This is a genomic window from Micromonospora sp. URMC 105 (assembly GCF_051386295.1).
In the GTDB taxonomy this organism is placed as follows: Bacteria; Actinomycetota; Actinomycetes; order Mycobacteriales; family Micromonosporaceae; genus Micromonospora.
Genome location: NZ_JBPQTL010000050.1, coordinates 16,243 through 40,448, shown reverse-complemented (window position 1 = coordinate 40,448; position 24,206 = coordinate 16,243). Strand labels below are relative to the sequence as shown.

The following is a 24,206-nucleotide window of genomic DNA, read 5'->3' as shown; positions in this document are numbered from 1 at the left end:
CGCGACCTGCACCACCCCTGGCTGACCGCCCCCGACACGAGCGAGAAGTTCGCCGCGTACCTGGCCAAGGCGCGCCGCCGCGACCAGCAGAGCTTCCTCGTCTGCGACCGGCCGAGCGGGGACATCGCCGGCTACGTCAACATCAGCGGCATCATCATGGGTCCGCTGCGCGGCGGGTTCATGGGCTACGCCGCCTTCCTGCCCTACCGCGGCACCGGGCACGCCTCGGCCGGGATCGGGCTGGTGCTGGCGCACGCCTTCGACACGCTCGGCCTGCACCGGGTGGAGGCGAACATCCAGCCCGGCAACGAGCCGTCCCGGCGGGTGGCACGCAAGCTCGGCTTCCGGCTGGAGGGGTACTCGCCGGACTACCTCTTCGTCGACGGGGCCTGGCGCGACCACGAGCGCTGGGCGATCACCGCCCGGCCTGACCGGTGACCGGTGACCCCGGAGCCCGCCGGGGCCGGCGGGCACCGGACGGCACGGGTCAGCTCCCCGGCCGGGGGAAGGCCACGGGACTGCGGTGGCCCTCGGTGTCCACCGCCCGTACGCCGAAGAAGACGTTGTCCTTGGACAGGTCGATGGTCACCTCGGTGACGTTCCCGACCGGGATCACCCGCTGCCACTCGGCGGCGGTGGTCTCTCGCCACACCACCTCGTACCCGGCCAGGTCCGCCTCGTCGCCGCGCTGCCAGCGCAGTGTGGTGTCGTTGGTGAGGTTGGTGGTGACCACGGCGACGCCCTTCGGGGTGCCCGGCGCCTGGGCGAGCGACCAGAGGGCCGCGCCGTTGACCAGGGCCACCCGGGTGATGTAGCGGAAGTCGCAGAACTCCGGCAGGTCGCCATACTGCACCCCGTCGACCACCCGGACGTCCTGGTGCTGGTGGGCGAAGTCCTCGTGGGGCTCGGTGAACCGCCCGGCCGGCCAGCCCTCCCGCAGGAACGAGATGTGGTCGCTGCCGCGCAGGTAGCGGTCCCGCCGGTAGATCACCCGCACCCGCATGCCGGTGGCGGCGTTCTCCGCGACGTCGCTGACGAAACGGGCAAGCTGGCGCGACGGGGAGTCGTTCTCGCCGCCGACCGACTGCCGGGTGCTCGCCTCCGCCGGGGTCTCCGCGGTCGGCACCCCTTCGGCGAAGAGCCGGACCGCCCGCGGGTCGCGGGTGCCGTCGTCGGCGGTGCTGGACCCGACGATGTCGTTGCTGAACATCCCCTGCACGTCGGCCCCGGCGGCCTTGAGCTGCTTCGCCAGGTACGCCGAGCCGTACAGGCCCTGCTCCTCGCCGGCCACGGCGGCGAAGACGAGGGTCGCCTCGCTGCGCCGGGTGGCCATCACCCGGGCCAGCTCCATCAGCACGGCCACGCCGGAGGCGTCGTCGTCCGCGCCGGGCGCGTCGCTGACCGCGTCCATCACGTCGGTGGCCCGGGAGTCGTAGTGGCCGGTGACCACGTACACCCGGTTCGGGTTCTGCTCGCCGCGCAGGGTGGCGACGACGTTGGTGATCCGGGTGGCGACCGGGATGCGCGGGGCCGGCTCCTGCACGAAGGACTGCAGCTCCACGGTCATCCGGCCGCCGGAGGCGGCGGCGTACCCGGAGAGCTGCGCGAAGATCCAGTCCCGGGCGGCGCCGATGCCGCGGTTCGGATCGTCCTGGCGGGACAGGGTGTGCCGGGTGCCGAAGGCGGCGAGCCGGCGGACGGTGGCCTCGATCCGGTCGCGGTCCACCGCCCGCAGCAGGGCGCGCAGCTCGCGGTCCGGGGCTTGGGGCCGGGCGGGGTGGCCGGGCCCGGCCGGCCGCGCGGCCTGCGCCGCGGCCGGCCCGGCGGTCAGCGGTACGGCGACGGTGGCGGCGGTCGCGACGGCGGAGGCGGACAGGAAGGTGCGGCGGGTGGACCTCGTGGGCCGGTCGCCGGTGCTCTCGTGTGCTCCCATGACGGCATCCTCGTCACCGTCGTCGCCCCATGTCCATATCCAGCCTTGTAGATTCCTCGATTCATCCGATGGGGGTGATGCCCCGCCGGGCCGGCGTTCCTACGGTGGGGGCATGGCTGCCGTGCGACCCACCCCGGCCGATCCCACCCCCGGCCTGCGCGCCACCGCCCGGGAACCCGGCGACCAGCGGGCCATGCCGCCGGAACTCGGTCCGAATTCGCTCGCCGTGCTCAGCGGCCCGACCTTCATGTACTCCGACGCGTGCGGGGACGTGCCGGCGGGCAGTATCGGGGGACTGGTCCACCTGGACACCCGCCTGCTCAGCGAATGGGTGCTCACCGTCAACGGCAGCCGGTTGCTGGAGCTGCGCGCGGAGACGATCGACCACTACTCCGCCCAGCACGTGCTGACCAACCCCGACCTGCCCGGGCTGCCGCCCGACAGCCTGGGCATCCGGCGCCTGCGCTTCGTCGGCGACGGTTTCCGCGAGCGGGTGGAGATGGTGTCCTTCCGGCCGGAACCGGTACACGTGCGGCTGCAGCTGGCGGTGGGCGCCGACTTCGCCGACCTGTTCGAGGTGAAGTCCCTGGTCCGGGACCGTTCCGCCCGGATCACCCGTGACCACCAGCCGGCCGAGCTCTGCTTCTCCTACGCCGGGGACGGGTTCGCGGCGCAGACCCGGGTCTGCAGTTCCGTGCCGGCCGACCGGGTCGACGGCGACGCGCTGGAGTGGGAGTTCACGCTGCAACCGCGCGGGGGCTGGAAGGTGGACCTGCAGGTGCCCCTGCCGCCCGGCCTCGGCGTGGTGGAGCCGGTCCGGGGTGACATCGGCGACGTCTTCCACCGGCGGGCGGACGATCCGCTGCGCCGGTGGACGTCAGAGCGAGCGATGCTGAGCAGCGACAGCCCGGCGTTGGAACGCACCATGCGGCGCTCCCGGGACGACGTGACGGCGCTCCGGCTCGACCTGGAGGTGAAGGGACAGCGGATTATGCTGCCCGGCGCGGGGCTGCCGTGGTTCCTCGCCGTGTTCGGCCGGGACACCCTGATCACCGCGTACCAGACCCTGGTCGCCGGGCCGGCCCTGGCCAAGGGGGCGCTGCTCGGGCTGGCCCGGCTGCAGGGAAACGAATGCGACGACTTCACCGACGAGGAACCCGGCAAGATCCTGCACGAGGTGCGCAGCGGCGAGCTGACCCGCACCGGCGCGAAGCCGTACGGGCCCTACTACGGCACCGCCGACGCCACCCAGCTGTGGCTCATTCTGCTCTCCGAGTACTGGCGGTGGTCGCGCGACGACGAGACCGTCCGGCTGCTGCGCGACAACGCGCTGGCCGCGCTGCGCTGGATCGACGAGTACGGCGACCGCGACGGCGACGGCTACGTCGAGTACGGCACCCGCTCGCCGGAGGGGTTGGGCAACCAGTGCTGGCGGGACTCGCCCGACGGCGTCTGCTTCGCCGACGGGCGCATCCCCGTGCTGCCGGTGGCGACCAGCGACGTGCAGGGCTACACGTACGACGCCAAGGTGCGGCTCGCGGAGCTGGCCGACGGCCCGCTGGCCGACCCGGACCTGGCCGCTCGGCTGCGCGCCGAGGCGGCGGACCTGTACGAGCGGTTCAACCGCGACTTCTGGGTCCCCGAGCGGGGCGGCTACTACGCGGTCGGCCTGGACGGCGACAAGAACCGGATCGACTCGAAGACCTCGAACATGGGTCACCTGCTGTGGAGCGGCATCGTCCCGCCGCACCGGGCGGAGGCCGTGGTCCGCCAGCTGATGTCCGACGACATGTTCTCCGGCTGGGGCATCCGCACCCTGTCCCGGGAGGAGCGGCTCTACAACGCGCTCGGCTACCACCTCGGCACGGTCTGGCCGCACGACAACTCCCTGGCCGCGCTCGGCCTCGTCCGGTACGGCTACCGCGCGGAGGCCAACCGGATCTGCCTGGCCCTGATCGAGGCCGCCGAGCAGTTCGACTACCGGCTGCCCGAGGCGCTGAGCGGGTTCGACCGCCAGCGGCTGCTCTTCGCCGTGCCGTACCCGACGGCGTGCAGCCCGCAGGCGTGGGCGGCCGGCACCCCGCTGGCGCTGGTCCGGGCGATGCTGGGCCTCGAGCCGGTCGACGGGCGGCTGGAGGTGGACCCGGACATCCCCCCGGAGATCGGACGGATGACCAGCGATCGGGTTCGCGCCTTCGGCCAGTGCTGGAAGATCGAGGCGGTGGGGCGCACCGGGTACGTGCGGCTCAGCGACGCCTGACCGGGCTGCGCCGGCGTCCCGGTCGGGGTCCTGGTCGGCACGTTTGTCGGGCGGGGCGACGGGAACGGCAGCGGGCATGACGAAACCTCGTGTGGTGATCGTGGGGGCCGGGTTCGCCGGTTACCACGCGGCGAAGACGTTGAACCGGATCGCCCGCAACCGGGCCGAGATCGTGGTGCTCAACTCCACCGACTACTTCCTCTACCTGCCGCTGCTGCCCGAGGTGGCGGCCGGGGTCGTGGAGCCGAGGCGGATCTCGGTGCCGCTCAGCGGCACCCTCGACGGGGTACGGGTCGTCGTCGGCGAGGCCGACCGGGTCGACCTGCAGAACCGCTGGGTCGGCTTCACCCAGCCCGAGGGGGACCAGGGCAAGATCGCGTACGACCGGCTGGTGCTCGCCGTGGGCAGCGTCAACAAGCTGCTGCCGATCCCCGGGGTGACCGAGTACGCGCACGGCTTCCGCGGCCTGCCCGAGGCGGTCTACCTGCACGACCACGTGATCCGCCAGCTCGAGCTGGCGGAGCAGGCCGAGGACCCGGCCGAGCAGCGGGCCCGGTCGACCTTCGTCGTGGTCGGCGCCGGCTACACCGGCACCGAGGTGGCCGCCCACGGGCAGCTCTTCACCGACGCGTTGCGCCGCCAGCGCCCCCGGCTCAACGTCCGGCCCCGCTGGCTGCTGCTCGACGTGGCGTCCCGGGTGCTGCCCGAACTCGACCGGCGGATGTCCGAGACCGCCGACAAGGTGCTGCGCCGCCGCGACGTCGACGTGCGACTGGGCACCTCGGTCGCCGAGGCCACCGCCGACGGGGTGCAGCTCACCGACGGCGAGTACGTGCCGACCTGCACGCTGGTCTGGTGCGTCGGCGTACGCCCCGACCCGTTCGTCGCCGAGCTGGGACTGCGCACCGAGAAGGGCCGGCTCGTGACCGACGAGTACCTCAACGTCCCCGGCTTCCCCGAGGTGTACGCCTGCGGCGACGCCGCCGCCGTGCCGGACCTGACCCGCCCCGGGGAGATCTGCACGATGACCGCGCAGCACGCCCAGCGGCAGGGCAAGCTCGCCGCGCAGAACATCGCCGCCTCGTACGGGCACGGCAAGCGCAAGCCGTACCGGCATTACGACCTGGGCTGGGTGGTCGACCTGGGCGGCAAGGACGCCGCCGCGAACCCGCTGAAGGTGCCGCTGGCGGGGCTGCCGGCCAAGGCGGTGACCCGCGGCTACCACCTGCTGGCGATGCCCGGCAACCGGACCCGGGTGGGGGCGGACTGGCTGCTCGACGCCGCGCTGCCCCGGTCGGCGGCCCAGCTCGGACTGGTGCCGGCGAACGCCGTACCGCTGGAGAGTTCGTCGCCGGAGGTGCCGGTGCGCCGGTGACCCCAAGCGGCGTCCCCGCCGGTCGGCCTCGCCCACCGACCGGAGCCCGGCCGGGACGTCAGGCGATGCCGAGGCCGGCGTCGGTGGCCGGGCGGGCCCCGCCGGCGAACGCGTCGAGGTCCGGCCCGTGCAGCACCCCGCCGGGCACCGGGTCGGCCGCCACCCGGGCGGCGAGCCGGCGCACCGGGAGGCGGCCGGGGCGGTGCGCGGCGGCCAGCACCACGTTGCCGTACCGGCGTCCGCGCAGCATCCGCCGGTCGGCCACCAGGCAGACGTCGGCGAAGACCGCGCGCAGCGTCGCCACCTGCACCCGGGTGAAGACCAGCGGTGGCAGGTCCGTGACGTTGACCAGGTAGATGCCGTCCGGACGCAACGTCCGGGCGACCTCTGCCACGAACTCGACACCGGCGACGTGCCCCGGCATCCGCGCCGCCCGGTAGATGTCGGCCAGCACCAGGTCGTACCCGTCGGCCGCCGACCCGGTGACCGCGTCGCGCGCGTCGGCCACCTCCAGCACCACCTCCGGTACCGGCGGCAGCTCCCCGGTGACCAGCCGCACCACGGCGGGGTCACGCTCGACGACCCGCTGTGCCGAGCCCGGGCGGGTGGCCGCCACGTACCGGGGCAGGGTCAGCGCACCACCGCCCAGGTGCAGCACGGCCAGCGGCAGGGCCGGCGGCGCGGCCAGGTCGACCAGGGCCGCCATCCGGCGGACGTACTCGAAGTGCAGGTGCCGGGGGTCGGCCACGTCGACGTACGACTGGGCGACGCCCCCGGCGAGCAGCGTGCGCCCGGTCCGGCGGGCCGGGTCGACGACCAGCTCCAGCCGGTCGTCCGCCTCGCTGTCCATGCCGGCACGCTAGCCGTGACCTGGCCCGGGTGAACGGGTGGGGCCAGCTGATCGGGACCCGGCCCGGCCGACCGACCGGGTCGGAGGGCGCATCGCCCTCCGACCCGGCCCCGGGGCGGGTCAGCCGCCGGCAATGCCCGCGCCGACCTCCTCGATCGCGTCGTCGACCCGGTGCGCCAGGTCGACGTCGGCGGCGGTGACCGCGTCGACCGAGCGGCTCCGGACGGTCAGCACCGCGTTGTCCGGGTCGGGGCGGCCGATCTGCGGTCCGCGGCCGGTCTCCACCCGGAGCAGGTCGAGCCGGTCGAGCACCCGGTCCAGGTTGTCGGCGGGCAGCTCGATGGTCCGCACCAGCGATCGGCGGTCACTGGACCAGTAGGGCAGGTCGTCCAGGGCCGCGCGCAGCTCCGCCTCGGTCAGCGGGGCGGTGGCGCTGCGCGGGCCGACCAGACCACCGCCCGGCGCCGGCGGCGTGAGCAGGGCACGCAGCCCGTCCGGCACGTCCAGCGACTCGATCAGGTCACCGTCGTGGTCGGCCAGCGCGGCCAGGGTCGCCTGTGCCTGGTAACGGGCCTGCTCCGGGGTGAGGCGGCTGATCCGGCCCACCTCGGCCAGGAAGCCCGGCAGGTCCTGGTGCCGCTCGATGCCGTCCACCGGCACCACGTCGTGCAACTTCACCGGCACCGCCGCGAGCAGCCGTTCCCGCTCGGCCTCGTCCAGCGCCCACGCCAGCGCCAGCACCGTGGCCTCGGCGGCGACCTTCGCGGTGGAGAAGTCGACCCCGGCCCGCCGGCCCACGTCGTCGACCAGCTCGCGGTAGGCCATCCGTTCCGCGCGCGGCGTGCCCTGGTCCGAATCGGGCAGCGGCCGGGTCGCCACCGCCGGCACCGTCGGCACCGGCGGCGCCGGGCCGCCCCGGGTGGTGTCCGGCTTGTGCACACCGGCCGGCATAGGACCGGCCCGTCGACCCCGGTCCAGGCTGGTGAGCTGCTTCGACGCGCTCAGGCTGCTGCCGGTCTCGCTCGGCAGCCGGCCCTGATCGCGGGCCTGCCGTGCCAGGGCCCGACGGCGCTTGTTGTCGCCCTCCATCTGCTTGCGCATGCTCGCACCTCGCTCCTGTCGGGGTTCACCTCATCCGCCGTCGCGTTCCCGCCGCCCGGCGGAAGGTAACGGTCCGAACCCGGTCGGCGGGTTCACTCGCCGGGGGTGAGGGGCGCTCACCCGCCCGGGCCCCACGATCGGAGCGGACCGGAGGTCTTCCGAGGAACGCGGAAGGGAAGGTCGTCATGAAGAGGATCGTCGAGATCGTCCCCGCCCGGCCCGGCTGGTACTCCCGGTGGCAGGTCGGCCCTGACGCGACCCGCTGCTACCCGGTGAGCCTGTGGGCGCTGCTCGAGGAGACCGACGGTTCCGGCCGTGAGGTGGTGGGCGTGGACTGCGCCGGCCAGTGGCCCGGATCGGACGTCAACGAGGCCGGTGGGGACTTCGTCCGGTACCTGTTTCAGACGCCCGATTCCGGTCCGCCGGAGGACGCCGAGCCGCCGTCGCCGGCCGAGCTGCGCGAAGACGGGCCACGGCTGCAACCGGCCGTCGCCACCTAGACACTCCTCCCGGCCCCCGACCCCTGGTCCCAGGGTCGGGGGCCACCCCGCCCGGGGCGGCTCCCTCAGCCGGCCTCGCGCACCTCGTCGGCACCGGCCGGCGGGTGCTCCACCGCCAGCAGCTCGGCGAGCCCGGTGCGGTCCAGCAGCTGCTGCAGTTGCGGGTTGACACCGGTCAGCCGGAGCGGCCCGGCGTCGCCGCGACCGATCACCACGAACGCGCTGAGCCCGGAGGAATCGCACAGACCGACGCCGGTGAGGTCGATCACGAGCTCACGGTGACCCTCGGCGCGGGCCTGCGCGGCCGCGGCGACCAGCTCCGGCGCGCTGTCGAAGTCCAGGTCACCGGTCAGCCGCAGCCGGGCGCACCCGGCGTCGAGCCGGGTCACCTCGATGGTCAACAGCTGGGATGCCATGTCTCCATGTTCCCAGCCACCCGCGAGCGGAAGACGGCCGGGGGCTCAGGCGGGGGCGGCCCGGCCGGACAGGTCCGCCGGTGGGAGCTCGGTCCGGGCGGCGGGCAGCGGCCGGGCCAGCAGGCCGGTCACGCCGGTCATGTCGAGGATGGTGTCCAGGAAGCGGGGCGTGGAGCGCAGCCGGATGGCGGTGCCACCCTGCTGCCCCTCGCGCCAGGCGTGGACGATCACGGACAGCCCGGTGCTGTCGATGAAGAGCAGGCCGGCGAAGTCCAGCACGAGGAGCGCGGGGCGCTCGGCGAGGAGCTGGTCGATCTCGGCGCGCAGCGGCCCGGAGGTGGTGAACGCGAGGTCGCCGCCGACCGAGATCACGGGCGCCGCCGGGTCGGACCGGTCGACGGCCATGCTCAGCGGGGTGGCCTGGGGCTTCCCGTCGTGGGCCACGCGATCACGCCTTTCCGCAGGGCTGCCGGTCAGGCAGGACTTTCCGGGATCGTAACAACACCGGTCGGGCTCCGCCCGCTGGTGTGAATAGGGGTCGGACCCGGCCGTGGGGTGGCGGTACCCGCACACCGGCGTAGGGTGGGGCGGAGAGAGAGATTGGAACATACACACCTTTTCGCTGACCGCGGGTGTCGACATGAGGAGTGGGGCTCAGCTGGTGACTGCTGCCGACGTCAGGGGCTCGGACCCGGGCGACGGACGGATCTCCACGCCGAGTGCCGCCCGGCCTGCGGCCCGTTCGTCCGACGCTGCCGACCGGCCCGGGTCCGCGCTGGCGCCGCTGTCGCCCGACCGTGGCCGCCTCGAGCCCGATTGGTCGGAGGTGGTCGAGCACTTCCGTGAGGGCCTGATCGTCTGCGACGCCGACGGCGTGGTGCGGCACCTCAGTCCCGTCGCGGAGCGCCTGCTCCCCGAGGTGGTGCCCGGCCTGACGCTGGCCGCCACCGGTGTGGCCGCGCTCGCCACCGGCGACGCGGGCGAGTTCGGTCACCGTGGACGCCGGCTGCGGGTCCGCCAGGTGCCGCTCTCCGGCGCCCGCAGCTGCCACTACGTCGAGGACGTGACCGACAGCGTCAGCCGCGCCGACGCGCTGCTCGCCGAGCGGGCCCGCTCGGCGTTCCTGGCGGTCGTCGGCGAGAAGCTCGGCAACCCGCTGCACCCCGACCGGGCCGCCGCCGCGGTGGTGCGGCTCGCCGTGCCCACGCTGGCCGAGGTCGCCGTCCTGGTGCTCGCGCCCCGAGCCGGTCGGGCCCGCTGGTGGCGCGCGACGCGTTCCGAGGACGAGGCGGCGGCCGTGGACAGCGGCATGTTGTCCGCCACCGCCCTGCCGGCCGCGATCGCCGAGGGGCTCTGCGGCGCCGAGCCGCACGCCGTCGACTGGCTGGTCGAGCAGGCGGTGGAAGCCGGCTGGCTGCCGGGTCTGGAGGCCCGCGAGGTGGCCGCCCGGGTGGTGCCGCTGCCCGGCCGGGACGCTCCCGCCGGTGTGCTGCTGGTCGCCCGCCGCGCCACCCGCTGGTACGACGAGGACGACCTGGAACTGCTGCGGGCCTTCGCCGCCCGGGCCGGGGCCGCGTTGACCACGGCCGTGCTCTACCGCGACCAGGCCGAGGTCGCCGACACGCTCCAGGCCAGCCTCCTGCCGGTCGAGCCGGTGACCGTCGCGGGCGTGCAGTGGGGCACGGCGTACCGGCCGGCGCAGGCGAGCCTGCGCATCGGCGGTGACTTCTACGGCTCGCACCGGCTGCCCGACGGCGGCTCCGTCTTCTTCCTCGGCGACGTCTCCGGCAAGGGCGTGGAGGCGGCCGTCTTCACCGGCCAGCTCCGCCAGTGCCTGCAGGCGCTGCACCGGGTCGAGTCGCACCCCGGCCGGCTGCTGAAACTGCTCAACGACGCGCTGCTGGAGACCACCCAGGCGCACGGCCAGGGACGCTTCGCCACCATGGTGCTCGGCGTGGTCCGCCCGCAGCGCGACGGCGGCCTGACCCTGACCATGGCCGGTGGCGGTCACCTGCCGCCACTGGTGCTGCGCGCCTCCGGCGACGTCGAGACGGTGCCGCTGAGCGGCATGCTGATCGGGGTCGTGCCGGACCCGCGCATCGGCGAGGTGACCGTGCGACTCGACCCGGGCGAAACCTGCCTGCTCTACAGCGACGGGGTGACCGAGGCGCGCGGTGGCCGGCGCGGCGACGAGCAGTTCGGCCAGGAGCGGCTGGTGACGGCGGTGACCGACTGCCACCGGGTGCCCGCGCCGGCGCTCGCGGAGCGGGTCGAACAGGTGACCTGCGACTGGCTGGCCCAGGGCGACCACGACGACATCGCGGTGCTGGCACTGCGCGCCACCGGCCCCGGCGGGCGTCCGCCGCGGCACCTGCACGCCGTACCCGCGGTGGAGCCGCCCGGCGAGGAGAGGGAGAACCGATCGTGACCGCCCCGACCACCACCGAGGCCGACCCGGCGCAGGCGTACCACGAGTTCCTCCAGGCGCTGGAGGAGGCGGACGAGTACGCCGCCACGGACGTCGCTGTCCGGCTGCTCGAGGACGGCGTGCCGGCGGAGCGGGTTCTGCTCGACCTCGTCGCGCCCGCGCAGTCCGAGGTGGGGGAGCGGTGGGCGCGCAACGAGTGGAGCGTCGCCCAGGAGCACGCCGCGACGCACATCAGCGAGCGGGTGGTGGCCGCCGTCGCGGCGTACGCCGACCCGCGCCCCACCCGGGGACGGGTGGTGGTGGCCTGCATGGACGGCGAGTGGCACGCCCTGCCGCCCCGGCTGGTCGCGGAGGTGCTGCGGCTGCGGGGCTGGCAGGTGACCTTCCTCGGGGCGAGCGTGCCGGCCGCGCACCTGGTGTCGTACCTGCACCGGTACGACGCGCACGCGGTCGCCCTGGCCTGCGCGCTGCCGATGCGGCTGCCGCACGCGCACCGCATGATCGAGGCGTGCCGCCGGTCGGACGTACCGGTGGTGGTGGGCGGTCGCGGCTTCGGCGAGGACGGCCGGTGGGCGCGCACCCTGGGGGTGGCCTGGGCGCCGGACGCGCCGAGCGCCGCCGACCTGGTCGCCGACGAGCGGGCGCTGCGCCGGGTCCCCCCGGCACACCTGCCGCACCTGGCCGACGACGAGTACGCCAGCCTGGTGAAGCGGCGCGGCGAGCTGATCGACTCGGCCCTGGCCGACCTGCGCGAGCGGGTGCCGTCGGTCGGGCACTACACGCCGGCGCAGCTCGACTCCACCGTCAGCGACCTCGGGTACATCGTCGACTTCCTGGCGGCGGCGCTGTACGTCGACGACAGCTCGCTCTTCACCGACTTCGTCGGGTGGCTGGTGGAGATCCTGACCAGCCGCGGGGTGCCGGCCGCCGCGGTCGGGCTGACCCTCGGCCACTACCACGAGCAGCTGCGTGACTTCCCCCGCGCGGCCCGGTTCCTGGCGCTCGGCGAGGCCGGCCTCCCGGGGCGTGGCGCCGCCCGGCCCTGACCGCGGCCGTTCCGCCGCGTTCCGGCACCCTGCGTATACTTGCTCCACTGCAAGGGTCGGCCTGCGGTGCGAGCGAGAGGGATGACGTTGATGTTCACCGTCACGCAGAGCCCGCGCGATGGTGGCGGGGTGTGCCTGCGGCTCGTCGGTGAGCTGGACATGAGCACCGCCGGTGAGCTCAACGACACGCTCGACCGGTTGGCCGCCGACGGGGCCCGGCACCTGCTGCTGGACCTGACCGACCTGACCTTCTGCGACTCCACCGGCATCGCGGCGTTCGTCCGGGGCGACAACCGGGCCGCCGCGCACGGAGGGTGGCTGCGGCTGACCGGAGCCACCGGCCGGGTCGACCGGGTGCTCCAGGTCACCGGCCTGGCGGAGGTCCTGAAGTACCAACCGGACATGGCGGACCCGGCGTCACAGGACGCCCTCTGATCGGCTAGATTCCCCGCCAGCGGGTGACCGTGCGGTCCCCATCGCCCGACATGAGACAGGTACACCCCATGGGCCAAGGTGCCGCGAACCCCGTCCGTATCCTCGTCGTGGACGACGACCCGGGTGACGTGCTGATGATCGAGGAGGCCCTGGAGGACTCCGAGATCGAGAAGGTCATCGACGTGGTCAGCGACGGCCAGGAGGCGATGGAGTTCCTCCGCCAGGAGGGGCGGCACACCGAGGCCCGCCGTCCGGATGTGATCCTGCTCGACCTGAACATGCCCCGGATGGACGGCCGGCAGGTGCTCGGCGAGGTCAAGCAGGACGAGGACCTGCGGACCATCCCGATCGTGGTGCTCACCACCTCGAACGCGGACACCGACATCGTCGGCAGCTACACCCTCCAGGCCAACGCGTATGTGACCAAGCCGATCGACCTGGACGACTTCAACGACGTGGTCCGCCGCATCGACGAGTTCTTCGGCCGGGTGGTCGTGCTCCCCAAGCGCTCCTGACCGTCCGGCTGCCCCGGCCTCCGGGTCGCGCTCAGTTGCTGAACATTTTTCCCGAACATCCTCGCCGCCGACCGGCACCCGCGAGGATCGAACCGGGGAAAGACGTACCAGCTGCCTGGGGGGCGACAGTATGAGGTTCTCCGTCGTTGAGACCGGCTACGACCAGCGGCAGGTCGATTCCTGCCTGGATGAGCTGGGAGTCCGGTTGACCCGGCTCGCGGCGCGGGCGGAGGTCGCGGCCGGCGCGGGACGGGAGTGGGACCAGATCCGGCAGGAGGCGACCCTGCTGCGCGGTCTGGTGGACCGCCAGGGAACGCCCACCGACGACGAGGCGGCGGCCGCCCGGCGCGCCGCCTCGGCGGTCGAACGGGAGGCCGCCGAGATCCTGGCCCAGGCGCGCAGCGAGCTGGACGCCGCGCGCGAGGAGGCCCGGCAGCTCCGCGAGCGGGTGTACGCCGAGGCGATGCAGGCCCGCCGCGACTTCGAGGCGGTGCTGCAGGAGCGGCGGCGCCGCGAGGCCCGGGTGGACCAGATCCTGGCCGGGGCGGCCGGGGAGGCGGTGCCTGCCGACACGCCCACCGCCGCCGCGTCCACGGGTGGGGTGCCGGCGACGCGGGACGGCGCGACCGGGGTGTCGGTGCAGCGGCCCGAGCCGGGCACCCGGGTGGCCTGAGCGCGGCGGCTCAGGTCAGCGCCGCCACCACCGTGGTGGCCCGCTGCTCGTGCGGGGCGTACGCGTCGGGGAACGCCGAGATCTGCACGGCCTGGGCCGCGGCGGTCACGCTGAGCTCCTGCCAGCCGGGTACCTCGAGCAGCGCGGCGTAGAACGCCCGGGCCGCGTAGGCGGGGCGCATCAGCTGGGCCACGGTGCCCCAGCCGCTGCTCGGGCGCTGCTGGAACAGCCCCACCGAGTCGTGGTCGGAGCCGCTGCCCTGGTGGGGATGGTCGTACGACTCGGGCAGCACGTCGCTGGCCAGGTTGTACAGGTTGCTCTCCTGCATCGCGGTGGCGATGGCGACGATCAGGCCGCGTCGGGGCACCTTCATCCCGACTCCGACGTCGACGATCACCTTCGCGTTGTCCATCTGTGCCTGGGTGAGTCCGGCGACCGGCCGCGGGCGCGCCGGCCTGGCCGGCTTCTTCGGCTTCGGCCGGGGCTGCCGGGTGGCCGACGGAGCCGGGCCGGCCGTGGGGATCTGCGTGACGGGGACGGCGACGGGCGAGCCGGCGCGGTCCAGCGAGCGGGAGGCGCGGTCGGCGGCCTCGGCCCGGTCGGCCAGCACCTCGCTGACCGGCGCCCCGCGCCGGCCGGTGTCGTGCGTCCCGGCGAACGCCAGCAGCCCGAGGCAGCAGGTCACGGTCCCGGCGAGGGCCACCCGAGCGGGGGTCGAGGCCAGCGCGGCCCGCGCACCGCGCCGGGGCGGCTCCGGAGCGCGATGCCGGCCGACCCTCCGTTCGTCCGATGTGGCATGGGCCGAACGGGCGACCGGCGGGGTCTCGGGCGTCTGCTGCGGAGCGGGGGTGTGGGGAGGCACCCGCCGAGGCTAGATAGTCGGCGGCCGCTTGCCACCGAGGTCATTGGTGGCATGCGCCACAATTTGCCATGATCCGCCCGGGCATTTCCGTCGCCGGGCCACCAATGGTGCCGACCTCGTCAGTCCTCTTTATCCCGCATGTCGGAAACAGCCGGAGAAATCCGGCGGGTCGCGATCGCCTGCGGGCCGTCGGCGGCCCTCCTCCGTTCGGGCCAACGGTCACCGCCCCTACGGGCGACCCGCCCGCCCACCGCGCGGCGGACGCCCAGGTCGCCGCCGGTGCCCGCGATGTTCGGGTGCCCGGCGCGCCGGCTCGGTACGATGCGGACGGTGACCAACAGCATGATCGACGACCCCGTCGGCGGTGCCGCGCACCGTCCCCGCGACCGACGTGGACTCGTCCTGGTGCTGCTCTCCGTGCTGCTGGCGGTCGTCCTGGCCGGCCACCGCGCGGTGCCGAACGTGCACGGCCTCGGCAGCCTGCTCGACAGCGCCACCCCGCTGCTGGGCCTCGGGGTGCCGGTGCTGGCCCTGGCCGCGCTGCTGCGCCGCTCCCGACGGGCGCTGGTGGCCGTCGGCCTGCCCGCGGCCGTCTGGGCGCTGCTCTACGCCGGAGCGTGGTGGCCACCGGCGGCCGGCGGTGGTCCGGCCGGCCTCCGGGTGGCCAGCCAGAACCTGCGCGCGGGCAATCCCGACCCGGCCGCCACGGTGGCCCCGCTCGCCGAGGCCGGCGTCGAGCTGATCGGGCTCCAGGAGGTCGACGACGCCGACCGGCTCGCCGCCGCCCTGCGCCCGCGCTACCCGCACCATGCCTCGATCTCCACCGTCGCGCTGTGGAGCCGGTACCCCATCCGGGACTCCACCGGGGTGGACACCGGGCTCGGCTGGACCCGCGGACTGCGGGCGGTCGTCGCCACCCCCGGCGGGGACCTGACGGTCTACGTGGTGCACCTCGGCTCGGCCCGGGCCGGAGACACCGCCACCCGGGACGAGACCGTGCGCACCCTCGCCCGGGTGATCCGGTCCGACCGCGCCGACCGGCTGCTGGTGCTCGGGGACCTGAACACCGCCACCACCGACCGGGTCTTCGCCCCGCTGACCCGCCTGCTCGGCGACGTCCAGGCCGACGCGGGGCGGGGGTTCGGCTTCACCTGGCCCTCGGCGGTGCCGGTCACCCGGCCCGACCACGTGCTCTACCGCGGCCTCACCCCCACCGCCGCCGACGTGCTGCGCACACCCGACTCCGACCACCGGGCGGTGACCGCCGCCTTCCGCTGGTGAGTCAGCGACGCCCGTCGGCCGGGGCGACGGTCAACCGGTGCCGGCTGGCGTCGCTGCTGGAGAAGGGCCAGATCCGGTCGGCGTACTCGACCAGGTCGGCCAGCTGCTCGCGGCTCAGCCCCGCCGACGAGATGGAGGCGTGCACGTCGGCCCGGTAGCGGCCGTCGTCGTCGCGGCCCAGCTTCGCCTCCGCGGTCACCTGCACGGTGTGCGCCTCGTCGGTGATCTCGCCCGCCGCCTCCACCGCCGCGTGGTGCAGGCAGGACGCGAACGCGGCGGCCAGCAGCTGCTCCGGCGTCAGGCCCGTGCAGTGCGGCGCGAGCGGGGACGCCAGGGGCGTCGACCAGTCACCGTCGTTGGTGCGTACATGACCGCCCGAGGCGGTCGCCGTGGCCTCGTTCGGCCAGGAACTCGGATCCGGCATCGCGTTCCTCCCGTCAGTCACCGGCGCGTTCCCGGCCTCGTACGGGTGAAACGCCGGTCAGCCGGAACGGGCGCGGGACCGGTCGTCGAGGAAGACCGCCTCGGTCGCCTCGGTCGCGGCGCGCTCGGTCCACTCGGAGACCGGCGCGGAGCGGGGCCGGGGCACCGACGCCAGCATCGGCACGTACACCCGGGCGTCCACCGCCTCGGCCAGCAGCAGCGCGGCCATCAGGCTGGTCGGCCGGCGGGTCGGGTCGTCGTCGAGGCACTGGCGGCACAGCTCGGCCACCTCCGGCGGCAGCCCCGCGACCGGGGGCAGCGGCTCCGCCGCCACCCGCCGGCGGGCGCCCACCAACTGGGTGGCGGTGGTCCCGGCGGCGTACGGCAGGCGCCCGGTGAGGCAGTAGTAGAGGAGCACGCCGAGGGCGTACATGTCGGCCGCCGGGGTGGCCGGCTGCCGGTCGAGCTGCTCCGGGGCCAGGTACGCCGGGGTACCCATCACCATGCCGTCCGGGTTCTCGTCGGGCTGGCCGGCCGGGGTGGCGATGCCGAAGTCGAGGACCTTCACCCCGGACGGGGTGAGCATGACGTTCGCCGGTTTCACGTCGCGGTGCACGATCCCGTGTGCGTGCGCGGCGGCCAGCGCGGCCGCCACCTCCGCGCAGACCCGCACCGCGATCCGCCAGTCCAGCGGCCCGGCGCGCAGATGGGTCGCCAGCGTCTCGCCCTCGGCCAGCTCCATCACGATGTACGGCGCCTCACGCCCGGGCAGCGTGGTCGAGGTGCCGAAGTCGTGCACGCTGGCCACATTGGGATGGACCAGCCGGGCGGCGTTGCGCGCCTCGGCCCGGATCCGCTCGACCGAGGTCTGCTCGCCCTGCTGCCCGGGAGACATCAGCTTCACCGCGACCGGGCGGTCCAGCACCAGATCGTGCGCCCGCCACACCTCGGACATGCCGCCCAGGCCGATGCGCTGTGCGAGCTGGTACCGCCCGGCCAGCGTCCTCATCGACCCGCTCCTGTTCCCTGTCGTGCGGCGTGTCCCGGTCCGGGTGCGCCGTTCCCGAGCCGGTACCCGCGCTCCCAGCAGGGCAAACCCGGGGGCGGTCGGCCCGGAGCGGGCTCGGGGCCGCCCGCCGGTGCGGTAGCTTGCCAGCCAGGGGCGTCCGGCGCAGCGGTGCGGGCGGCACGACGGAGGGGGAGACGGATGGGTGCGGTGACCGTGCGTTTCGTCGGCGGGCCGGCCCACGACGTGGTCCGGGAGGTGCCCGCCGAGACCGGGGGCGAGCCGCCGGAGCGTTGGATCATGCGGCACCCGGACGCCGGCCCGGCGCCGGGCGGCGGCGGCCCGGACCACCTCTACGCGCGGGACCGGCCTGACGGCAGCGGGGTGTGGACGATGCGCTTCGTGCGCACCTATCCGATCGGGGCGAGCGAGTAGCCGCTCACCGGCGGTACCGTCGAGGTCACCCGCCGTGGCGGGCACAGCCGGCGCACAGGATGCGCACAGGGCAGCGCCAGGCAGGCCGCCGACGATGAGGGCATGGTGATGGACGGGCAGGCAGCGCAGCAGCGGATCGAACTCCGTCGCCCCGACGGCGAGCCGGTCCGGGTCCTGGTGGTCGACGACGAGCCGACCCTGACCGACCTGCTGTCGATGGCCCTGCGCTACGAGGGCTGGCAGGTGCGCAGCGCCGGCAACGGGATGTCCGCGCTCAGCGCCGCCCGGCAGTTCCAGCCGGACGCCGTGGTCCTCGACGTGATGCTGCCCGACCTGGACGGCTTCCAGGTGCTGCGTCGGCTGCGCGAGCAGACCCCGACCGTACCGGTGCTCTTCCTGACCGCCCGGGACGCCGTCGAGGAACGGATCGCCGGGCTGACCGTCGGCGGCGACGACTACGTCACCAAGCCGTTCAGCCTGGAGGAGGTGATCGCCCGGCTGCGCGCCCTGCTGCGCCGCTCCGGGTTCGCCGTGGCCGCCCGCGAGGACGCGGTGCTCACCGTCGGCGACCTCAGCCTCGACGAGGACAGCCACGAGGTCCGCCGTGGCGACACCCTGATCACCCTCACCGCCACCGAGTTCGAGCTGCTGCGCTACCTGATGCGTAACCCGCGCCGGGTGCTGAGCAAGGCGCAGATCCTGGACCGGGTCTGGAACTACGACTTCGGCGGGCAGGCCAACGTCGTGGAGCTCTACATCTCGTACCTGCGGAAGAAGATCGACGCCGGTCGGGCCCCGATGATCCACACGCTGCGCGGCGCGGGCTATGTCCTCAAGCCGGCGCAGTGACCGGGGCGGCCCGCTGCGCCGGTGGCTGGCCGGGCGGTCCCTGCGGACCCGGCTGGTCGCCGCCGTGGTGGCGCTGCTCGCCCTGGTCAGCCTCGCCATCGGCGGGCTGACCACGGTCGCGCTGCGGCACTTCCTCGTGGTCCAGGTGGACAACCAGCTCGCGATGGACGGCCGCCGCCCCGACGGACGCCTGCCCTGGGCTCGGGAGCCCAGCGCCTGGCCGCGGTCGGACCCGCGTGGCTGGCAGCCCCAGCCGGAACCGCCGCCCGGCTTCCCGCCCGGCTCGATCGGCGTGCGGGTCGCGGCGACCGGGGACACCTCGGCCCGCATCCGCACCACCTCCGGCCCCACCGAGGTCCTCACCGCCGCCGAGGTGGCTCCGCTGGTCCGGCTCGCCCGCGACGGGCAGCCACGCACCGTCGACCTCGGCGACCGGGGCGAATACCGGGCGGCGGCCCGGCAGGTGCCCGACGGCGACGCACTGGTCTTCGCGATCCCGCTGGCCAGGGTGCAGGAGACCGTCTGGTGGATGATCGCCGCCCAGGCGGGCGTCGCCGCCGCCGGACTGCTGGTCGCCGGGGCCCTGGGCGCGCTGATCGTGCGGGCCACGCTGCGCCCGCTGAACCGGGTCGCCGCCACCGCCGCCCGGGTCGCCGAGCTGCCGCTGGACCGTGGCGAGGTGGCGTTGTCGGTGCGGGTGCCCGAGGGGGACACCGACCCGCGTACCGAGGTCGGGCAGGTGGGGGCGGCGCTGAACCGGATGCTGGGGCACGTCGCCGCCGCGCTGGCCGCGCGGCAGGCCAGCGAGACCCGGGTACGCCAGTTCGTCGCCGACGCCAGCCACGAGCTGCGTACGCCGCTGGCCGCGATCCGCGGCTACGCCGAGGTGGCCCGGCGCGGCCGGGACCGGGTGCCGCCGGACGTCGCGCACGCGCTGCGCCGGGTGGAATCGGCCAGCACCCGGATGACCGGCCTCGTCGACGACCTGCTGCTGCTGGCCCGGCTGGACTCCGGCCGGCCGCTGGTGGCCGAGCCGGTCGACCTGAGCGCGCTGGTCGTCGACGCGGTCAGCGACGCGCACGTCGCCGGTCCGGAGCACCGCTGGCAGCTCGACCTGCCCGACGAGGTGCTCGACGTGCCGGGCGACGCCGTCCGGCTGCACCAGGTGGTGGCGAACCTGCTGGCCAACGCCCGGGTGCACACCCCGCCCGGCACCACGGTGACCACCCGGCTGGCCCGCGCCCCGCAGGGCGTGGAGATCAGCGTCGCCGACGACGGGCCGGGCATTGCGCCCGAGTTGCAGGGCGAGGTCTTCGAACGCTTCGCCCGGGGCGACAGCTCCCGCTCCCGCGAGCACGGCAGCACCGGCCTCGGCCTGGCGATCGTGGCGGCGGTGGTGGAGGCGCACCACGGCACCGTCGAGGTGCAGAGCCGGCCGGGCCGTACCGTCTTCCGGGTCCTGCTGCCCGGTTCCACAGCCGACGCATAGCCCGGTCACGGGGGCGGTCCAACCGGCGTCGCCAGGCTGGCCGCATGGACAGAACCGAGAGCCTGCTGACCGCGCCGGCGGCACCCGCGCCGGACCTCCTACCCGTGGCGGCGGAAGCGCCGCCGCCGGGCCGGGACCCGAGCTGGGCGCGACCGGCCCTGGCCGTGCTGCTGCTCGCCACCGGGGTGCTCTACCTGTGGGGCCTGGGCGCCTCCGGCTGGGCGAACTCCTTCTACTCGGCGGCCGTGCAGGCCGGCTCGGAGAGCTGGAAGGCGTTCTTCTACGGCTCCTCCGACGCGGCCAACTCGATCACGGTGGACAAGACCCCGGCGTCGCTCTGGCTGATGGCGCTCTCGGTACGGCTCTTCGGGCTGAGCAGCTGGTCGATCCTGGTGCCGCAGGCGCTGCTCGGCGTCGCCACGGTCGGCGCGCTGTACGCCACCGTCCGGCGCTGGTACGGCCCGGCGGCCGGCCTGGTCGCGGGCGCGGTCCTCGCGCTCACTCCGGTGGCCACCCTGATGTTCCGGTTCAACAACCCCGACGCGCTGCTGGTCCTGCTGCTGGTGCTCGGCGCGTACGCCACGGTGCGGGCGGTGGAGACGGCCGGCACTCGGTGGATCGTCCTGGCCGGCGCGCTGGTCGGCTTCGGCTTCCTGACCAAGATGCTCCAGGCGTTCCTGGTGGTCCCGGTCTTCGCCGGGGTCTACCTGGTGGCCGCGCCGACCGGGCTGGGGCGGCGGATCCGGCAGCTGCTGCTGGCCGGGCTGGCCCTGGCCGTCGCCGCCGGGTGGTGGGTGGCCGTCGTTGAGCTGGTCCCGGCCCGGTCCCGCCCCTACGTCGGCGGCTCGCAGGGCAACAGCATCCTGGAGCTGACCCTGGGCTACAACGGCCTGGGACGGCTCACCGGCAACGAGGAGGGCAGCGTCGGCGGCCGGGGCGGTGGCCCGTTCTCCGGCCGGACCGGCTGGCTGCGGATGTTCGACACCGAGGTCGGCGGCCAGATCTCCTGGCTGCTGCCGGCCGCGCTGATCCTGCTGGTGGCCGGGCTGGTGCTGGCCGGCCGGGCGGCCCGCACCGACCGGCGTCGGGCCGGTCTGCTGCTGTGGGGCGGGTGGCTGCTGGTGACCGGGTTGATCTTCAGCTTCATGTCCGGAATCTTCCACGCGTACTACACCGTCGCCCTGGCCCCGGCGGTCGGCGCCCTGGTCGGCATCGGCGTCGTAGAACTCTGGCGGCAGCGCAGCGCCGGGCCCGAGTCGATCGCGGCGCACGACACGGGTGCCGTGGCGGCGTCCGGTCGGTGGGCGGGCCACCGGAGGCTGCTGGCCACCGCGGCGCTGGCGGCGACCCTCGGCGTGACCGCCTGGTGGTCGTGGCGGCTGCTGGGTCGCAGCCCGGACTGGTATCCCTGGCTCCGTACCGTGGTGCTGGTCGGCGGCCTCGCCGCGGCGGCGCTGATGATGCTGGCGGACCGGCTGCCCCGGCGGGTCGTACCGGTGACGCTCGCCCTCGGCGCGGTCACCGCGCTCGCCGGACCGGCCGCGTACGCCCTGCACACGGCGGCCACCCCGCACACCGGCGCGATCCCGAGCGCCGGCCCGGCGGTGCCGGGCGGGTTCGGTCCCGGACGGGGTGGCTTCCCGGGCGGCCGGATGCCGGGCGGCGCCGAGTTCCCCGGCCTGCCCGGCCTCCCCGGCGGACAGAACGGCCAGGTGCCGGGCTTCCCGGGCGGCCAGCTACCCGGTGGTGGTCAGCTCCCCGGCGGGCAGAACGGACCGTTCCCCGGCTTTCGGGGCGCTTTGCCGGGGCAGAGCGCGGGTGGCACCGGCCGGGGCGGCGCGATGGGCGGGCTGCTCGACGCCCGCGAGCCGAGCGCCGAACTGCGGGCGCTGCTGGAGAGCGACGCCGACAACTACACCTGGGTGGCGGCCACCGTCGGCTCGAACAACGCCTCCGGCTACCAGCTCGCCACCGGGAAGCCGGTGATGGCGGTCGGCGGCTTCAACGGCAGCGACCCGTCCCCGACGCTGGCGCAGTTCCAGGCGTACGTCGCCGACGGCCGGATCCACTGGTTCGTCGGGGGCGGCGGGTTCCGGGCCAACGGCGGCAGCTCGGCCTCGCAGGAGATCACCGCCTGGGTCGCCGGGACCTTCGCGTCGAAGACCGTGGACGGGGTCGCCGTCTACGACCTGACCAGCGGGAAGCGGGGACGAGGATGACGCACGCCACCGGCCACCGGCCGGCCGTCGATACCCGGGTCGCGGTGCCGGCCGCGGTGCTGAACGTGGTGGTCCCCGTGCACAACGAGGAGGCCGACCTGGGCCCCTGCGTGCGGCGGCTGCACGCGCACCTGAGCGCGCACTTCCCGTACCCGTTCCGGATCACCGTGGCGGACAACGCCAGCGTCGACGCGACCCTCGAGGTCGCCGAGGCGCTCGCCGCGGAGCTGCCCGGCGTCGAGGTGCGGCACCTGGCGGCCAAGGGCCGCGGCCGGGCGCTGCGGGACAGCTGGTCGGCGTCGGACGCCCCGGTGCTGGCCTACCTGGACGTGGACCTCTCCACCGACCTGGCGGCGCTGCTGCCGCTGGTCGCGCCGCTCATCTCCGGCCACTCCGACCTGGCCATCGGCACCCGGCTGGCGCGCACCTCCCGGGTGGTGCGGGGCGCCAAGCGGGAGGTGATCTCCCGGGCGTACAACCTGCTGCTGCGGGGGACCCTCGCGGCCCGGTTCTCGGACGCGCAGTGCGGCTTCAAGGCGATCCGCGCCGACGTGGCGCGGGAGCTGCTGCCGCTGGTGCAGGACACCGGCTGGTTCTTCGACACCGAACTGCTGGTGCTGGCCCAGCGGGCCGGGCTGCGCATCCACGAGGTGCCGGTGGACTGGGTGGACGACCCGGACAGCCGGGTGGACATCGTCGCCACCGCCCTGGCCGACCTGCGCGGCATCGGCCGGCTGGGCCGGGCGTTGCTGACCGGGGCGTTGCCGGTGCGGCAGCTGCGTGCGCAGCTCGGCCGGGCGCCGTTGAGCGCCCCGCCGGCCCGGGTGCCGGTCGGCCTGCCCCGGCAGCTGGCCCGGTTCGCCGCCGTCGGGGTGGCCAGCACGCTGGCGTACCTGCTGCTGTTCGTGGCGACCCGGGGGATGCTCGGCGCGCAGTGGGCCAACCTGCTGGCGCTGCTGGTGACGGCGGTGGCCAACACCGCGGCGAACCGGCGGCTCACCTTCGGCATCACCGGGCGCCGGCACGCCGGCCGGCACCACCTGCAGGGGCTGCTGGCCTTCGGCCTCGGCCTGGCCCTGACCAGCGGGTCCCTGGCGGCCCTGCACGCGATCACCGCCCCCTCCCGCCCGGTGGAGCTGGCGGTGCTGGTCGCCGCCAACCTGGCCGCGACCGCCCTGCGCTTCCTGCTGCTCCGCCTGGCCATGCACCATCGCCGGCCGGAGGTCAGTGGGTGAGGGCGGCGGCGAGGACCTCGACGAGGCGGCGCGCGTACCGCCCGTCGGGGTCCGCGTCGGCGTCGAGGTCGGCGACGCTCGCCCCGAGCAGGCGTCCGGACCGGGCCAGCGGCCCGATCAGCGTGAGCAGCTCGGCCCAGTCGAGGCCGCCCGGTTCGGGATAGGTCACCGCCGGCAGCACCGCCGGGTCGAGCACGTCGACGTCCAGGTGCAGCCAGGCCGGTCCGGTGCCCTCCGCGGCCAGCTCACGGCCGACCCGGCCGGCGCCCCGCCGCCGCAGCTCCACCGCCGGGACCTGCGGGATCCGCGGGTCCACCCGCTCGGCCTCCCGGCGGGCCTCCTCGTCACCGGGCGGGCGGTGGCCGACCAGCCGGACCAGCTCCGGCGCCACCAGCGGCGCCACCCGGTCGAAGAGGTCCGGGCCGTGGCCGGTGAGCAGGGACAGCTCCATGTCCGCGCCCTCTCCGGTCGCCGAGCCGAATCCGTCGGAGAAGTCCGGGTGACCGTCCAGGAACCACAGGCCGCTGCCGGGCGGCAGGGCCAGGAACACGCCGAGCAGGAGGGTGCAGTCGCCGCCGAGGACCAGCGGCCGGCGTCCGGCGGCGCGGACCGCCGCCACCCCGGAGGCGATCGCCCGGGCGGCCCGGCGGACCTGCTCCGCGCCGATCAGCCCGGTAGCCGGGTCCCGCGCGGCGTCGTCGATCCGGGCGTCGAGGACCCCGCCGTCGTCGGCGTCCAGCGCGGCCAGCAGGCCGGCGGCCCGCAGCGCGCGTGGGCCGCGCTCCTCGCCCCGGCTCCGGCCGGAGGAGTCCAGCGCCGCGTCCAGCACCGTCCACCGCATCCGCGCAGGCTAGCCCGACCTGGCAGGGTGGGGG

At 75.0% G+C, this 24,206-nt stretch carries 24 protein-coding genes; 15 read left to right on the top strand and 9 right to left on the bottom strand.

What is annotated here, in order from left to right:
- Window positions 1-438 (top strand): GNAT family N-acetyltransferase (locus ACSNN7_RS17535; RefSeq protein WP_436681884.1); only part of this gene is annotated, 438 nt, incomplete at its 5' end.
- 49 nt (window positions 439-487) lie between these two features.
- Here the strand turns inward: ACSNN7_RS17535 and ACSNN7_RS17530 are convergent.
- A complete protein-coding gene (locus ACSNN7_RS17530) occupies window positions 488-1,933 on the bottom strand; it encodes a M20/M25/M40 family metallo-hydrolase (RefSeq protein ID WP_436681883.1) in 1,446 nt (481 codons plus the stop codon).
- Between the two features lie 112 nt (window positions 1,934-2,045).
- Here ACSNN7_RS17530 and ACSNN7_RS17525 point away from each other — a divergent pair, with 112 nt between their 5' ends.
- Window positions 2,046-4,193 carry an amylo-alpha-1,6-glucosidase gene (locus ACSNN7_RS17525; protein ID WP_436681882.1) on the top strand — a complete coding sequence of 716 codons (2,148 nt, stop codon included), beginning with the start codon at window positions 2,046-2,048 and terminating at the stop codon, window positions 4,191-4,193.
- A gap of 76 nt (window positions 4,194-4,269) precedes the next feature.
- Window positions 4,270-5,568: an NAD(P)/FAD-dependent oxidoreductase gene (locus ACSNN7_RS17520; RefSeq protein ID WP_436681881.1), complete on the top strand. Its 1,299-nt coding sequence runs from the start codon at window positions 4,270-4,272 to the stop codon at window positions 5,566-5,568.
- A gap of 58 nt (window positions 5,569-5,626) precedes the next feature.
- Here the strand turns inward: ACSNN7_RS17520 and ACSNN7_RS17515 are convergent, their stop codons facing one another.
- Together ACSNN7_RS17515 and ACSNN7_RS17510 are read right to left on the bottom strand one after the other, a co-directional pair.
- Window positions 5,627-6,418 (bottom strand): spermidine synthase, encoded by a 792-nt coding sequence (locus ACSNN7_RS17515; protein ID WP_436681880.1) that lies wholly within the window; start codon window positions 6,416-6,418, stop codon window positions 5,627-5,629.
- 120 nt (window positions 6,419-6,538) lie between these two features.
- A complete protein-coding gene (locus ACSNN7_RS17510) occupies window positions 6,539-7,519 on the bottom strand; it encodes a DUF2267 domain-containing protein (RefSeq protein ID WP_436681879.1) in 981 nt (326 codons plus the stop codon).
- A 185-nt stretch (window positions 7,520-7,704) separates the two neighbouring features.
- On the opposite strand from ACSNN7_RS17510, the gene ACSNN7_RS17505 reads away from it, so the two are divergent.
- Window positions 7,705-8,019 carry a hypothetical protein gene (locus ACSNN7_RS17505; RefSeq protein WP_436681878.1) on the top strand — a complete coding sequence of 105 codons (315 nt, stop codon included), beginning with the start codon at window positions 7,705-7,707 and terminating at the stop codon, window positions 8,017-8,019.
- Between the two features lie 65 nt (window positions 8,020-8,084).
- On the opposite strand, the gene ACSNN7_RS17500 is transcribed toward ACSNN7_RS17505, so the two are convergent.
- Both ACSNN7_RS17500 and ACSNN7_RS17495 read right to left on the bottom strand, forming a co-directional pair.
- Window positions 8,085-8,435: an STAS domain-containing protein gene (locus ACSNN7_RS17500; protein WP_436681877.1), complete on the bottom strand. Its 351-nt coding sequence runs from the start codon at window positions 8,433-8,435 to the stop codon at window positions 8,085-8,087.
- Window positions 8,436-8,480: 45 nt separating this feature from the next.
- Window positions 8,481-8,879 carry an STAS domain-containing protein gene (locus tag ACSNN7_RS17495; protein ID WP_436681876.1) on the bottom strand — a complete coding sequence of 133 codons (399 nt, stop codon included), beginning with the start codon at window positions 8,877-8,879 and terminating at the stop codon, window positions 8,481-8,483.
- A gap of 217 nt (window positions 8,880-9,096) precedes the next feature.
- Between ACSNN7_RS17495 and ACSNN7_RS17490 the strand changes: the two genes are divergently transcribed.
- From ACSNN7_RS17490 to ACSNN7_RS17470, 5 genes are all read left to right on the top strand, one after another.
- Complete coding sequence (locus ACSNN7_RS17490) at window positions 9,097-10,863, top strand: SpoIIE family protein phosphatase (RefSeq protein ID WP_436681888.1); 1,767 nt, start codon at window positions 9,097-9,099, stop codon at window positions 10,861-10,863.
- Window positions 10,860-11,909, top strand: a complete 1,050-nt coding sequence (locus tag ACSNN7_RS17485) for a cobalamin B12-binding domain-containing protein (RefSeq protein WP_436681875.1) — start codon at window positions 10,860-10,862, stop codon at window positions 11,907-11,909. Before ACSNN7_RS17490 ends, ACSNN7_RS17485 begins: the two co-directional genes overlap by 4 nt.
- Window positions 11,910-11,999: 90 nt before the next feature.
- Window positions 12,000-12,344, top strand: coding sequence for an STAS domain-containing protein (locus ACSNN7_RS17480; protein ID WP_436681874.1), 345 nt, complete (start codon window positions 12,000-12,002; stop codon window positions 12,342-12,344).
- Window positions 12,345-12,412: 68 nt separating this feature from the next.
- The gene (locus ACSNN7_RS17475; RefSeq protein WP_436681873.1) at window positions 12,413-12,859 is read left to right on the top strand and encodes a response regulator; all 447 of its coding nucleotides are present in this window, start codon (window positions 12,413-12,415) and stop codon (window positions 12,857-12,859) included.
- 130 nt (window positions 12,860-12,989) lie between these two features.
- Window positions 12,990-13,532, top strand: a complete 543-nt coding sequence (locus tag ACSNN7_RS17470; RefSeq protein ID WP_436681872.1) for an ATPase — start codon at window positions 12,990-12,992, stop codon at window positions 13,530-13,532.
- A 10-nt stretch (window positions 13,533-13,542) separates the two neighbouring features.
- On the opposite strand, the gene ACSNN7_RS17465 is transcribed toward ACSNN7_RS17470, so the two are convergent.
- Window positions 13,543-14,394, bottom strand: coding sequence for a hypothetical protein (locus tag ACSNN7_RS17465; protein ID WP_436681871.1), 852 nt, complete (start codon window positions 14,392-14,394; stop codon window positions 13,543-13,545).
- 330 nt (window positions 14,395-14,724) lie between these two features.
- Between ACSNN7_RS17465 and ACSNN7_RS17460 the strand changes: the two genes are divergently transcribed.
- Complete coding sequence (locus tag ACSNN7_RS17460) at window positions 14,725-15,675, top strand: endonuclease/exonuclease/phosphatase family protein (protein WP_436681870.1); 951 nt, start codon at window positions 14,725-14,727, stop codon at window positions 15,673-15,675.
- Between the two features lies 1 nt (window position 15,676).
- Here the strand turns inward: ACSNN7_RS17460 and ACSNN7_RS17455 are convergent, their stop codons facing one another.
- Together ACSNN7_RS17455 and ACSNN7_RS17450 are read right to left on the bottom strand one after the other, a co-directional pair.
- Entirely contained in the window at window positions 15,677-16,099 is a 423-nt protein-coding gene (locus tag ACSNN7_RS17455; protein ID WP_436681869.1) for an OsmC family protein, read from the bottom strand.
- Between the two features lie 57 nt (window positions 16,100-16,156).
- The gene (locus tag ACSNN7_RS17450; RefSeq protein ID WP_436681868.1) at window positions 16,157-17,107 is read right to left on the bottom strand and encodes a serine/threonine-protein kinase; all 951 of its coding nucleotides are present in this window, start codon (window positions 17,105-17,107) and stop codon (window positions 16,157-16,159) included.
- 198 nt (window positions 17,108-17,305) lie between these two features.
- Here ACSNN7_RS17450 and ACSNN7_RS17445 point away from each other — a divergent pair, with 198 nt between their 5' ends.
- From ACSNN7_RS17445 to ACSNN7_RS17425, 5 genes are all read left to right on the top strand, one after another.
- On the top strand, window positions 17,306-17,539 hold the full coding sequence (locus ACSNN7_RS17445) for a hypothetical protein (protein WP_436681867.1): 234 nt from the start codon (window positions 17,306-17,308) through the stop codon (window positions 17,537-17,539).
- 108 nt (window positions 17,540-17,647) lie between these two features.
- On the top strand, window positions 17,648-18,388 hold the full coding sequence (locus ACSNN7_RS17440; RefSeq protein WP_436681887.1) for a response regulator transcription factor: 741 nt from the start codon (window positions 17,648-17,650) through the stop codon (window positions 18,386-18,388).
- Complete coding sequence (locus ACSNN7_RS17435) at window positions 18,366-19,877, top strand: sensor histidine kinase (RefSeq protein ID WP_436681866.1); 1,512 nt, start codon at window positions 18,366-18,368, stop codon at window positions 19,875-19,877. The genes ACSNN7_RS17440 and ACSNN7_RS17435 overlap by 23 nt, the downstream gene beginning before the upstream one ends.
- A gap of 44 nt (window positions 19,878-19,921) precedes the next feature.
- Window positions 19,922-22,096, top strand: coding sequence for an ArnT family glycosyltransferase (locus ACSNN7_RS17430; RefSeq protein WP_436681865.1), 2,175 nt, complete (start codon window positions 19,922-19,924; stop codon window positions 22,094-22,096).
- Window positions 22,093-23,331, top strand: coding sequence for a glycosyltransferase (locus ACSNN7_RS17425; RefSeq protein WP_436681864.1), 1,239 nt, complete (start codon window positions 22,093-22,095; stop codon window positions 23,329-23,331). Before ACSNN7_RS17430 ends, ACSNN7_RS17425 begins: the two co-directional genes overlap by 4 nt.
- On the opposite strand, the gene ACSNN7_RS17420 is transcribed toward ACSNN7_RS17425, so the two are convergent.
- Window positions 23,321-24,172, bottom strand: coding sequence for an arginase family protein (locus tag ACSNN7_RS17420; RefSeq protein ID WP_436681863.1), 852 nt, complete (start codon window positions 24,170-24,172; stop codon window positions 23,321-23,323). The two genes, ACSNN7_RS17425 and ACSNN7_RS17420, sit on opposite strands and share 11 nt — an antisense overlap.
- Window positions 24,173-24,206 lie beyond the last annotated feature (34 nt).

Bases quoted from the DNA above. Each gene is read 5' to 3' on its own strand.
- ACSNN7_RS17530 (WP_436681883.1), bottom strand. From the start codon at position 1,933: ATGGGAGCACACGAGAGCACCGGCGACCGGCCCACGAGGTCCACCCGC.
- ACSNN7_RS17525 (WP_436681882.1), top strand. From the start codon at position 2,046: ATGGCTGCCGTGCGACCCACCCCGGCCGATCCCACCCCCGGCCTGCGC.
- ACSNN7_RS17520 (WP_436681881.1), top strand. From the start codon at position 4,270: ATGACGAAACCTCGTGTGGTGATCGTGGGGGCCGGGTTCGCCGGTTAC.
- ACSNN7_RS17515 (WP_436681880.1), bottom strand. From the start codon at position 6,418: ATGGACAGCGAGGCGGACGACCGGCTGGAGCTGGTCGTCGACCCGGCC.
- ACSNN7_RS17510 (WP_436681879.1), bottom strand. From the start codon at position 7,519: ATGCGCAAGCAGATGGAGGGCGACAACAAGCGCCGTCGGGCCCTGGCA.
- ACSNN7_RS17505 (WP_436681878.1), top strand. From the start codon at position 7,705: ATGAAGAGGATCGTCGAGATCGTCCCCGCCCGGCCCGGCTGGTACTCC.
- ACSNN7_RS17500 (WP_436681877.1), bottom strand. From the start codon at position 8,435: ATGGCATCCCAGCTGTTGACCATCGAGGTGACCCGGCTCGACGCCGGG.
- ACSNN7_RS17480 (WP_436681874.1), top strand. From the start codon at position 12,000: ATGTTCACCGTCACGCAGAGCCCGCGCGATGGTGGCGGGGTGTGCCTG.
- ACSNN7_RS17475 (WP_436681873.1), top strand. From the start codon at position 12,413: ATGGGCCAAGGTGCCGCGAACCCCGTCCGTATCCTCGTCGTGGACGAC.
- ACSNN7_RS17470 (WP_436681872.1), top strand. From the start codon at position 12,990: ATGAGGTTCTCCGTCGTTGAGACCGGCTACGACCAGCGGCAGGTCGAT.
- ACSNN7_RS17455 (WP_436681869.1), bottom strand. From the start codon at position 16,099: ATGCCGGATCCGAGTTCCTGGCCGAACGAGGCCACGGCGACCGCCTCG.
- ACSNN7_RS17450 (WP_436681868.1), bottom strand. From the start codon at position 17,107: ATGAGGACGCTGGCCGGGCGGTACCAGCTCGCACAGCGCATCGGCCTG.
- ACSNN7_RS17445 (WP_436681867.1), top strand. From the start codon at position 17,306: ATGGGTGCGGTGACCGTGCGTTTCGTCGGCGGGCCGGCCCACGACGTG.
- ACSNN7_RS17440 (WP_436681887.1), top strand. From the start codon at position 17,648: ATGGACGGGCAGGCAGCGCAGCAGCGGATCGAACTCCGTCGCCCCGAC.
- ACSNN7_RS17435 (WP_436681866.1), top strand. From the start codon at position 18,366: ATGTCCTCAAGCCGGCGCAGTGACCGGGGCGGCCCGCTGCGCCGGTGG.
- ACSNN7_RS17430 (WP_436681865.1), top strand. From the start codon at position 19,922: ATGGACAGAACCGAGAGCCTGCTGACCGCGCCGGCGGCACCCGCGCCG.
- ACSNN7_RS17425 (WP_436681864.1), top strand. From the start codon at position 22,093: ATGACGCACGCCACCGGCCACCGGCCGGCCGTCGATACCCGGGTCGCG.
- ACSNN7_RS17420 (WP_436681863.1), bottom strand. From the start codon at position 24,172: ATGCGGTGGACGGTGCTGGACGCGGCGCTGGACTCCTCCGGCCGGAGC.